Here is a 10,451-nt window from a genome sequence, read left to right as displayed (position 1 = left end):
GAGCAAGCAATGCAAGAACCTTAGAACCTGTGAGTGACGCCGGCCATGTAGCGCGTGGTTGTGCCTTGCCCCTGGACCACTTGCTCATCGAGCGAATAGCGGCTGGCCAGGCCCGCCATGGCATACAAACTGGTACGAGGCGACAGGCTGTATAGGTAACCCAGGGTTGCCACCTGCCCCGATTTGGCCTTTTCACCATCTTGCCAATGCCAGTGGGGTTGCACAAAAGACCATTGCGCCAGGACAGTGCCATGTGCTCCGACGGGCACAGCGACACCAAGCAGATAGGCATCCAGATGGCCTCCATTGGCAAACTCGGCGGCTCCCAGACCCAGGCCCAGCCCATCGGGATCACCGCCGTCCAGGCCGGCATAGCCATTTTTCATGCGGCTCCATGCCGCAGATACCTTGGCGACCTGAAAATCGTAGGAAGCGCCCAGTTGCCACGCTTCGGGATTTTTACCGTTAGGCAATACGGTATCGGATAAATAAGTTTTGTCCCAGGTGGCCACCAGCAATAAGGGGCCTTGGCTATATTGCAGGGCTGCGCTCACCATGGGCGACTTCCGGCCATTGATCTGGCTGCCGCTTATGTCGAACGCATAACCCGCGCCAAAGCTGAAGCCCGACAAGGACGGCGATACATAATTGACGGCATTGTTCACCCGATAGTTGTCCGAAGCCTTGAGCGTGGAGCCCATGGCCATTTCCTTCCAGGATGCGATTTCAACCTGGCTGCCGAACTGCTGGGCAATCGTGTGCTGGCGTCCCAAACGCAATTCGCCCAGATGTTCGCTGTTCAGGCCTACCCATGCCGAGTTGCTGAACAGATTATCCTTGTCCGAGAGGCTTCCTGTATTGACATCGAAGAGCGATTCGAGCTGAAAGATGGCCGATAAATCGTCGGTCAGCTTTTCCTGGCCCTTTATGCCAAACAAAGAATCGGTGAATCCGCCCGAAATCACTCCGGTAACCGAGCTTTTGGCGCCATTGGGGCCGGATACATGCGTCGACCCAATGCCCGCATCCACGATGCCGTATAAAGTTACCCCCGATTCAGCCGCATAAGCGCCGTTCGCGCACGCCGCAAGAACCACTGCCCACAATAAGCCAGTCTTCATTGATCACTCATTCCATAAATTCAAAACTAACCGCGGTGTAACGAAAGCCCAAAGCCGTAGCCCGCGTCGATGCCGGCCCAGAGGGGATTTACACCATGGTTTATCGATTTTTGCTATTTAAACACAAACAAGAATCGTTTTTATTCAATTTATATATAAATCATCAAAAAATTTTGGCAGAGTCGCAGCCACTATCGCCGCAGCAGCCCACTACAACTCGAACTGCATGCCCATTTCGACCACGCGATTGGGTGGGATTTTATAGAAACGGGTACTGCGTGTGGCATTGCGCGCCATAAAGGCGAACAGGCTGCGGCGCCACCGCAACCGAAGCGGCAGCCTGCGCACCACGATTACCGTTTGCCGCGACAGGAAGTAGGAAGTCTGCATGGGCTCGAGATTCAGTTCCGGGTGCACCTGTGCAATCTGCTCGAGCAGCTGCGGCACATTGGGCTCCTGCTTGAAACCCCATGTCGCGACGGCCTGCCAGCTGGATCGGCTGAGCCGCTCCAGTACAAAGCGCTCGTTGAACGGCACATACGGCACATCGGCGCTTTGAACATTCAGGAAAAGGACCTGCTCATGCAATATTTTATTGTGCTTGAGGTTATGCAAGAGCGCAGGCGGCACGGTATTGACGATCATGCTCATGAACACGGCCGTACCATTCACACGCGTCGGAGGGTATTGTTCAAGCGCTTCCATGAACGACTTGAGCGGCTGCTGATCGCCCGCCAGGGTATCGTGCATTGTTTCGCGCCCCTGTTTCCAGGTAATCATCAGCGTCAGGATACTTAGGCCCACAACCATAGGCAGCCATCCGCCTTCGAATAGCTTCAGCGCATTCGACGAAAACAGCAGAGTGTCGAGAATCAAAAACACACTGAGCAGCGAAAACCACAACACGCGCTTTGTGCCTGTCGATTTTCTGGGCAATACCGCGAAAAGCAGCGTGGAAGTCATCAGCATGGTGCCCGTGACCGCAAAGCCATATGCCTGGGCCAGGCTATCGGACGAGCCAAAAGCCAGCACCAATACCAATACCGCAACGAACAACAGCATGTTGACTCGCGGCAGATAGATTTGCCCCTCTTCACGCGCCGAGGTATGCAAGATGGCCATGCGAGGCCAGAACCCCAATTGCACGGCCTGGCGGGTAACGGAAAACGCGCCTGAGATCACCGACTGCGAGGCAATCACCGTTGCTACGGTAGCCAAGGCTACCAACGGCACCAGCCCCCAGGACGGAGCCATTAAAAAGAATGGGTTCTTGAGAGCTGAACGATCGGCCAGCAACAAGGCACCCTGGCCAAAATAACACAGCACCAGTGCCGGCAGCACCAAGCCGAACCAGGCGCGCTGTATGGCCGGCCGACCGTAATGCCCCATGTCGGCGTACAAGGCTTCGGCACCGGTAAGCGCCAGGACAACCGCCCCAAGCAAAAGAAACGTGCCCCAAGGCGCATCGGAAATAAAGGTCAACGCCCACATCGGGTTCAGGGCCAGGAGTATTTGCGGCGTCTGGATGATGCGCCATGCCCCCAGCACTCCCAGCGTGACAAACCACAAGAGCATGATGGGGCCGAACAATTTGCCCACCGCTCCGGTGCCGCGATACTGAATCAGGAAAAGCGCCGCAAGCACCAGCACCGACAAAGGCACGACCCAGTGATCCAGGGTATGCGAAACGACGCCCACCCCCTCGATGGCCGACAGCACCGATATGGCGGGTGTAATCATGCTGTCGCCGTAGAACAGGGCGGCGCCGATCAGCGCCAGTACCGTCAGAATCCATTTTTTCCGCCCCGACACGCCGCGCACGGCCAATTCCATCAGGGCCAGCGTTCCGCCTTCCCCGCGGTTATCGGCGCGCAGCACCAGCATTACATACTTCAATGACACCACCACCATGAGCATCCAGAACAGAATCGACAACACGCCCAGAATATGCTCGTCATCGAGAACCTTGAATTCGGAAAGCGAAGCCCGTATGGTGTACAGGGGACTGGTGCCGATATCGCCGTACACCACACCCAAGGCTCCCAGCATGGCCGCCGCACCACGCGATCGGCCGGGCTTCGAGTCTTCATGCGCTGCCGCTGTTTTACTCATGCAATTACTCTTGTCTCGTTAGTTTGGCGCCAATGCGGGGGCCAGGAAATACAATACCGATCCGCGTTCCCGGAAACGCGGGCCGGCTGAGCAGGCTCCACCAGGCACCATGAGCTCGGGCAATCTCGCGCACAATAGCCAAACCCAAGCCCGACCCGGCGGTGTTGGCTCTGGGAGAACGGTAAAATGCCTCGAAAACCCGATCGCTGTCAGCGGAGTCGATGCCCGGCCCGTCGTCTTCCACTGCCAGCGAAGGAGGATTGGCCCCCACTTGCAGGCGTATATTCTTGGCACCGATACCGTAGCGTAATGCGTTATCGATCAGATTGCTCAACATTTCTTCCAGCAGCAGCGGATCGGCGTCGACCCATACCGGCTCTTCCGGAGCCACCAGATGAATCTGCACCTGACTGGCACGCGCAGCCGGAATCCATTCGGCGCCGCTGGTGCGCGCCCATTCGCACAAATCGACGGGGATGAAGCTGTCTTGCGGCTGGGTGGACGAATCGACACGCGCCAGAACCAGCAACTGCTGGCCAAGCCGTATCATCCGGTCTGTCACACTCTTGATGCGCTCGGCGCGCTCGCGCACGTCATCGGGCAATTGCCGCGCCAGCATCAGCTCGGATTCGAGCTTCAGGCCGCTCAGCGGCGTTCTGAGCTGATGCGCGGCCTGGCCTATGAAACGCTTCTGGGCCTGCATGGAATCGTCCAGGCGCACCAGCAGATCATTGAAGTGAGTAACCACCGGCGCGATTTCCGTTGGCAGCCAGGAGGGATCGAGCGGTTGCATATCGTCGATGGAACGCTGGCTGATTTCCTCGGAAAGGCGGTTTATTGACTCCAGTCCCGAACGCACACCCGAAATCAGCACCCAGGCAAACAGCGACACCAGCAAAACCTGGCTCAGTATCATGGACCAGAATATATCTTCAAGCAGCCACGCATCCAGGCTGATCTGACGCGTCATGACCCAGGTGGCGATCAAGTCCAGCAAAACCAGGAAAATCACCGCCGGCAGCAAACGCGACACCAGATGGCGCGCCAGCGAGCCCTGCGGCATCAATGCGCCTAGCCGGCCCTGTATGGTTCGAGGCCTGGATGATCGTGGAGAGGGGAAATCATTTGACATTGAATGCGGCACCAAACCAGCTACCGCCGGCCTTGTACATCAGGACCATGAGCCGCCGGCTCAGGCGGCACTTTCCACATCGAGCAGATAGCCGAAGCCGCGCACAGTTTGTATCCCGGCACCGGTGCCTTCAAGGCGCTTGCGCAGGCGGTACACATAAACCTCGACAGCATTTTCGCTGAAGTCGGCGTCCCAGGCCGACAGGGAATTGACAATCTGGCGCTTGGTGACCACGCGCCCGGCGCGCCCCATCAGCATTTCAAGAACCGACAGCTCCCGCACCGAAAGCGATAAACGCTCGCCATTGACGCGCACTTCTCGCCCCACCGTATCGAATACCAGCGGGCCCGCTTCGATAAATGGCTGCGCCTGGCCCGCACGGCGGCGGGCAAAGGCCCGCACCCTGGCGGCCAGTTCGGGCAGCTCGAAAGGTTTTGTGACGTAATCGTCGGCCCCGGCATCGAGGCCGGCCACGCGATCTTCGATCCCGTCGCGGGCCGTCAATATCAGCACCGGAATTTGCTGGCCGTTCGTGCGCAATTGACGCAACACTTCCAGGCCGCTCAGGCCAGGAAGATTCAGGTCAAGAAGCAGGAGATCGTAGGCCTGGCCCGCCGCCGCGCCCAGCACTTGATCGCCATCTTGCAGCCAATCGACCGCGTATCCCTGCTCTATCAGGAACTCCTGTAGAGCATGGCCCAGGGTGGTGTCGTCTTCGATTACTAGAACTCGCATGCCGTGATTCTATATCGAACCGAATTTTTTTTGTAAAACGATACGGTCAATCGTAACCAAGTTACAAATTAGAAGGCCAAAACAGCCCAAAGCGACGACGGCCAAGGCAGCCGACGCCCATCTGTGCCGGCGCCGGCTTTATTTCGCCGGCACCGGGTCGGGCCGGGTCATGAACCCAAGGTGTTTAATACCGGCCCCGCGCGCGTAGCCCATGATCTGGGCCAGTACTTCATAGCGTGTATTCAAATCCGCGCGGATTTGCAGCCGGGGTTGCGGATCGAGCCGGGCCTCGCCGGCGAACCGCGGCGCCAACTGTTCCATGGCAACAGGCTGTTCGTTCCAGAACAGTTTTCCCTGGGCATCGATCGCCAGATCGATCGCCTTGGGCTGTTCCTTGACCTGTTCGGCGCTGGCCTGGGGAATATCAATCTTGATCGAATGGCTCAGCAAGGGTGCGGTAATGATAAAAATAACCAATAGCACCAGCATGACATCGATCAGGGGAACCATGTTTATCTCGGATACCGTATGACTGGTTCCTTTGCTGTCGAAACTCCCGAAAGCCATCGCTAGACTCCTTTGGATGCAGCCAGCTTGCGCACTTTGTTGTCGGACGTGCCTACCTGCTGGCCTGTGGACAGGAAGGTGAACAGATCATGCGCGAAAGCGTCCAGGCGGGCCAGATAGACACGGTTGCCACGAACAAAGCCGTTGTACGCCAGCACCGCGGGAATGGCCACGGCAAGGCCCAGCCCCGTCATGATCAGCGCCTCGCCCACCGGACCGGCGATCCGATTGACAGTCACGCCGTCTGACAGGCCTATGCCCACCAGCGCATGATATACCCCCCAGACCGTACCGAAGAGCCCCACGAAGGGCGCGGTCGAGCCGATGGAAGCCAGCACGGTCAGGCCGTTTTCCAGCCTGGCGGTTTCCTCGTCGATAACCTTGCGTATCGTACGCGTAACGAATGCCCCCGTGGACCCTTTTTCCTCAAGCTTGAGCGCACCGTACTTCGCATGATGATTCTGGGCATGAATGGCGTGGCTGGCCAAATGGGCAAAAGGTTCGGTGGCGCCATGCGTGCTGATTTCGTTTTCGACCTGCTCGAGCGAGCTGGCGTTCCAGAATTCGACCAGGAACTTGCCGGATCGATGCCGGATCCGCAAATTCAAAAGCGATTTGGAAAAGATCAGATACCAGCTGGTAAGCGACATGAGCAGCAAAATACCGAACAAGGATTTGCCCACCAGGTCGCTTTGCTCGACAAAATGCAAAATGCCGCTGCCCTGCGTAACGGCCGCCGCCGCGCCCGCGGGTGCCGCGGTGGCGGCCGCCTGGGTGGCCGATGCCGCCTCGCCTACTTGCGCCAGTACTTGCATGGCACTATGAAATAAATCAAACATGCGTCGTTCCTATAAAACAAAATCAAAGGGGATATCGGCCATGGCGGAGTAGGCGATGCCATTTTCGGTGTAAGGCTTGAAGCGTGCCGAACGTGCGGCATCCAAGGCCGCTTCGTCGAGCCGGGAGTATCCCGACGAAGTACGCACCGATACCTTGGAAACCAGGCCTTGAGGGGAAATCACCACGCGGACGACCACCCGCCCCTGCTCCCCACGACGCTCGGATACGCGTGGATAGATTGGACGAGGGCGCTGGCCCAGGTAGTCGACCCGGCCAATCAGGCGCGGCCGATCCGGGTCCACCGGTTTGGCGGGGCCCTCGGGAGCCGCGTCGGCAACGGCCTTGCTTGGAGAGTCCGCAGGAGCGGGCCGCGACACAGGCAGCGTTTTGGGCGGCTCCGACTTGGGCCGTGGTTTGGGTTTTGGCTTCGGCTTGGGTTTGGGCTCGGGCTTCGCTTGTTCTTCCGCCGGTTGTTCGACCACCGGCGGCTTCTCCACTTCGGGAGGCGCGGGCTCGACGACAGGCTCGGGCGGCGTCTGCGCTACCGGTTCGGGTTCCTTTTCCGGCTCCGGTGTAGGCTGCTCCACAGGAACAGGGCTCGCCGCGGCCTCGACCGGCTCGGGCGCGATCTCGACAAATCGCATATCTGCCGCATCGGCCTGTTCAATTTCGGGCTTGACCGCCGGCGAGGCCAATATGGCCCCGACCACAGCAAGATGCAGGCCCAAAACCAACCCAACCGCCGTTACCTTGATGAGCACGGGGCGATTTTTCGTAGCAACTCGCAAGCGCGGCATGAATCCAACTGAAAGAAAAATTGAACAATCGGAGCATCACAATACGCCATGGCATCGTGCCGCTCTACATCGAGGCGACACGATAACAGAAATGGGAACTATTCGCAATACGAAAACATCCTCTCTTGCCCAATATGCTCATTCGCCGCGCGCAAGATCGCGGCAATATTCCGCACGAGTAGCGATAAGAAAAACTTGAACTCAGGGCGCCACGCTGGCATCGGCCTGGCCGCTACGTTCCAGTGCCGCGGCAACAAAACCGCCGGCCTTCATGCTTTCGATAAATGTTTTCAAGAATTCCCAGCCATGCGTACGGCCCTTGGGCGTAACCATGGCCTGCTCGATAGCCGTAAAACGTCCATCCATGACACGCAAGCCGCCATGTCCGGCGGCATAGGCCACCAGAGGCTGCCGGACACCGGCCACCGCATCGAGCGATTGTTCCACGAACAGGTCAATGGCCGCAGCCGAAGTGGGTGCCCGGGCAATTTCCGCATGCTGCAGGCTGCGGGTCAAAAACAGGTCGTAGGCGGCGCCCTTGCCTACCGCAACCCGCACGCCGTCATGATCGACGTCGTCAATATCCTTCAAGGAAGAATCAGCCTTCACCATGTAGGTGCCTTCGATAATGACGTAAGGCTTGGTGAACTGGACTTTTTCAGCACGCACCGGGTCGATTGCCATGAAGGCGATATCCCAGGCGTCGCTCTCGGCCGCGGCAAAGACTTTGCCGGCCGCATCGAAGGTCGTGAACTCGGCATGCAGCCCCAATTGCCGGGCAAGCTCATTGGCCAGATCGACCGATATGCCCACGGGCTCCCGCGTTTGCGGATGCGACTGCGCCAGGACCGAATTGCCGAGGTTGATGGCAACGCGAAGCTTGCCGTAGGGAGCCAAGTCTTTGGCGACGGTATTTAACGTATCCATTTTCACCCTGAAAAACGATTGATCGAGGTTAGCAACAGGCGGCAAGGAATTCGGTCCGACCTATGGAATCAAGATAGACTCGATTGTATTACCGGTCCAGCACAATGCCAGTGTCTTTAATGATCTTTCCAAATTTTTCCGATTCGCTGGCACGAAACGCCGCGAACTCTTCGGGGCTCATGGGTGCGGGTATGGCGCCTTGCAGCTCCAGCGTTTTCACGAATGCCGGGTCTTTCAGAATATTGACCGTTGCCGCATTCAATTTATCGATGATGGCTTTAGGCGTTCCGGCCGGGGCAAAAAGCCCAAACCAGTTGACCAGATCATAGCTCTTGAATTCCGGCGTTTGCGCCAAGGGTGGCACTTTTGGAAACGCGGCCATCGGGGTGGTCGAGGTTACAGCGATCGGCCTGACTTGCCCGCTTTGCACAAATGGCAAAAGCGCGGCACCGCTGGCAAAGGTCATGCTGACATGCTTGGCCGCGACATCGGCTATTTGCTGCGCCGACCCTTTATAAGGGATATGGCGAATTTTGGTGCCGGCAATTTTATTGAACAGCTCGCCGGATATATTTTGTATGTTTCCCACCCCGCTTGACGAATACGTCATGTCGTCGGGGTGGGCCTTGGCGTATTGCACCAGCTCGGTCACCGTCTTGACGGGAATATCGGGATTGACCACCAGCAGATTGGGGATTTTGGCGACCAGGGAAACAGGTGCCAGATCTTTGGCGGGGTCATAAGCCATATCCTTGTACAGATGCGGATTAATGGCCGTCTCACCCGAGCTGGCGAGCAGGATGGTCAGGCCATCCGGCTTGGACCGGGCCACATACGCAGCACCGATCATGGCGCTGGCTCCTGGCTTGTTTTCAACGATCACCGACTGCTTGAGTTCTTCGTTCAGTTTCTTGGCAAGAAAGCGCCCTACGATATCGACGCCGCCGCCAGCCGAAAACGGCACTATCAGTCTGATGGGCGCATCCGGATAGGCGCCTTCGGCCGCCTGCGCACTCAAGGGGCCGAGCATAGCCGCGCACGTGACGACGGCCAAGGCTTTAAGCAATTGTGGTTTAAGGATAATCATGTCTCTACTCCTGTATATATTCATTCGAAATTTACTCATGGTCACTTACTCATATGTCCGGACCTATATCGTCCTGAACACGATGCTGACGGGGCTCGTCACAGGGGTAATATCACCGACCTGAGTCAAACCTCCGGAAATGGGATCCCGCAAAAACGTGACAATGCTGTCGCTGTCTTCATTGGCAACGAACAGGAATCGGCCCGACGGCTCCACGGTAAAAAACCGCGGCGTCCTGCCCAGGGTTTCCTGGACTCCCAGAAAAGTCAGCCAGCCCGAAGCCTGATCGATCGAAAAAACAGCAAGGCAGTCCAAGCCGCGGTTGGACGCGTATAAGAACTTTCCCGATGGATCAATCTCAATGCTCGACGCGCGGCTGTTGCCGGTAAAGTCCTGCGGCAAGGTCGGAATGATCTGCATTGGCTGCAGGCCGCCCTTATCGGGATCGAAGCGGTAGGTGGCAACGCTCGAATCGAGCTCATTCACCACATAGGCCCGACTCAATTTCGGATGAAACACCAGGTTGCGCGGCCCCGCATGTTCCCGGCACTCAACAAATGGGGGATTCGACTCCCGCAGGCGGCCGTCGATAAATTCGAAACTGAAAATCCGGTCCAGCCCCTTGTCGGGAACCATCACGAACCGGCCCGAGGGATCGAACAAATTGAAATGCGGCTTGGAATGCGGCTGTTCGCTGCGATGCGGCCCCACTGGGCCGTGCAGCACGAGCCGTTGCACCGGCGGCTCGATCAGGCCGTCCGGCGTCACCGGCAATACCGCCAGCGACGAGGACAGGTGATTCGAAACCAGCAGAAAGCGCTCGGAGGCGCTTAAGGCCAGATGGACCGGATTCTTGCCCTGGGTTGTCTGCGAACCCAGGTATTCGATCATGCCGGACTGCGCATCGATGCTGAACGAACTGACCTGGTCGCAATCGCCGTGCACCGTGTAAAGATGCCTGCCGGCCCGGTCTATGGCAAGAAACGAGGGATTCACCAGCCCGCCCTGTTCCTGAACCAAAGCCAGCCGGGCGCTATCCCGGTCGAAATGAAACACGCTGATGCCCTTGCCCCGCGCATTTCGCTCCCTGGTGGTACGGCTGCCTACATATATATACACGTTGCGCAATCCCG

General features: G+C 57.9%; 10 protein-coding genes. All 10 read right to left on the bottom strand.

The annotated features are described in order from the left end of the window. Positions 1-20: 20 nt before the first annotated feature. Positions 21-1,121: a porin gene (locus LSG25_RS00680; RefSeq protein ID WP_232742817.1), complete on the bottom strand. Its 1,101-nt coding sequence runs from the start codon at positions 1,119-1,121 to the stop codon at positions 21-23. Between the two features lie 210 nt (positions 1,122-1,331). Beyond that, a complete protein-coding gene (locus tag LSG25_RS00675) occupies positions 1,332-3,233 on the bottom strand; it encodes a potassium transporter Kup (RefSeq protein WP_232742816.1) in 1,902 nt (633 codons plus the stop codon). A 4-nt stretch (positions 3,234-3,237) separates the two neighbouring features. Continuing rightward, positions 3,238-4,296 carry a HAMP domain-containing sensor histidine kinase gene (locus LSG25_RS00670; RefSeq protein ID WP_232744507.1) on the bottom strand — a complete coding sequence of 353 codons (1,059 nt, stop codon included), beginning with the start codon at positions 4,294-4,296 and terminating at the stop codon, positions 3,238-3,240. A gap of 129 nt (positions 4,297-4,425) precedes the next feature. Then, entirely contained in the window at positions 4,426-5,100 is a 675-nt protein-coding gene (locus LSG25_RS00665) for a response regulator transcription factor (protein WP_232742815.1), read from the bottom strand. A 138-nt stretch (positions 5,101-5,238) separates the two neighbouring features. After that, the gene (locus tag LSG25_RS00660) at positions 5,239-5,667 is read right to left on the bottom strand and encodes a biopolymer transporter ExbD (RefSeq protein WP_232742814.1); all 429 of its coding nucleotides are present in this window, start codon (positions 5,665-5,667) and stop codon (positions 5,239-5,241) included. Positions 5,668-5,669: 2 nt separating this feature from the next. Beyond that, on the bottom strand, positions 5,670-6,506 hold the full coding sequence (locus tag LSG25_RS00655; protein ID WP_232742813.1) for a MotA/TolQ/ExbB proton channel family protein: 837 nt from the start codon (positions 6,504-6,506) through the stop codon (positions 5,670-5,672). A 9-nt stretch (positions 6,507-6,515) separates the two neighbouring features. After that, the gene (locus LSG25_RS00650) at positions 6,516-7,304 is read right to left on the bottom strand and encodes an energy transducer TonB (RefSeq protein WP_232742812.1); all 789 of its coding nucleotides are present in this window, start codon (positions 7,302-7,304) and stop codon (positions 6,516-6,518) included. Between the two features lie 201 nt (positions 7,305-7,505). Further along, on the bottom strand, positions 7,506-8,231 hold the full coding sequence (locus LSG25_RS00645; RefSeq protein ID WP_232742811.1) for an ABC transporter substrate-binding protein: 726 nt from the start codon (positions 8,229-8,231) through the stop codon (positions 7,506-7,508). A gap of 88 nt (positions 8,232-8,319) precedes the next feature. Next, positions 8,320-9,318, bottom strand: a complete 999-nt coding sequence (locus LSG25_RS00640; protein WP_232742810.1) for a tripartite tricarboxylate transporter substrate binding protein — start codon at positions 9,316-9,318, stop codon at positions 8,320-8,322. 63 nt (positions 9,319-9,381) lie between these two features. After that, positions 9,382-10,437, bottom strand: coding sequence for a lactonase family protein (locus LSG25_RS00635; RefSeq protein WP_232742809.1), 1,056 nt, complete (start codon positions 10,435-10,437; stop codon positions 9,382-9,384). Between the last annotated feature and the right edge of the window lie 14 nt (positions 10,438-10,451).

The sequence above is a fragment of the Paralcaligenes sp. KSB-10 genome, from assembly GCF_021266465.1.
Classification (GTDB): Bacteria; Pseudomonadota; Gammaproteobacteria; order Burkholderiales; family Burkholderiaceae_B.
The sequence above is the reverse complement of the archived record's forward strand: the minus strand, read 5'-3'. Positions and strand labels throughout refer to the sequence as shown.

Coding starts and splice junctions, on each gene's coding strand:
- LSG25_RS00680 (WP_232742817.1), bottom strand. CDS start 1,121: ATGAAGACTGGCTTATTGTGGGCAGTGGTTCTTGCGGCGTGCGCGAAC.
- LSG25_RS00675 (WP_232742816.1), bottom strand. CDS start 3,233: ATGAGTAAAACAGCGGCAGCGCATGAAGACTCGAAGCCCGGCCGATCG.
- LSG25_RS00670 (WP_232744507.1), bottom strand. CDS start 4,296: ATGCCGCAGGGCTCGCTGGCGCGCCATCTGGTGTCGCGTTTGCTGCCG.
- LSG25_RS00665 (WP_232742815.1), bottom strand. CDS start 5,100: ATGCGAGTTCTAGTAATCGAAGACGACACCACCCTGGGCCATGCTCTA.
- LSG25_RS00660 (WP_232742814.1), bottom strand. CDS start 5,667: ATGGCTTTCGGGAGTTTCGACAGCAAAGGAACCAGTCATACGGTATCC.
- LSG25_RS00655 (WP_232742813.1), bottom strand. CDS start 6,506: ATGTTTGATTTATTTCATAGTGCCATGCAAGTACTGGCGCAAGTAGGC.
- LSG25_RS00650 (WP_232742812.1), bottom strand. CDS start 7,304: ATGCCGCGCTTGCGAGTTGCTACGAAAAATCGCCCCGTGCTCATCAAG.
- LSG25_RS00645 (WP_232742811.1), bottom strand. CDS start 8,231: ATGGATACGTTAAATACCGTCGCCAAAGACTTGGCTCCCTACGGCAAG.
- LSG25_RS00640 (WP_232742810.1), bottom strand. CDS start 9,318: ATGATTATCCTTAAACCACAATTGCTTAAAGCCTTGGCCGTCGTCACG.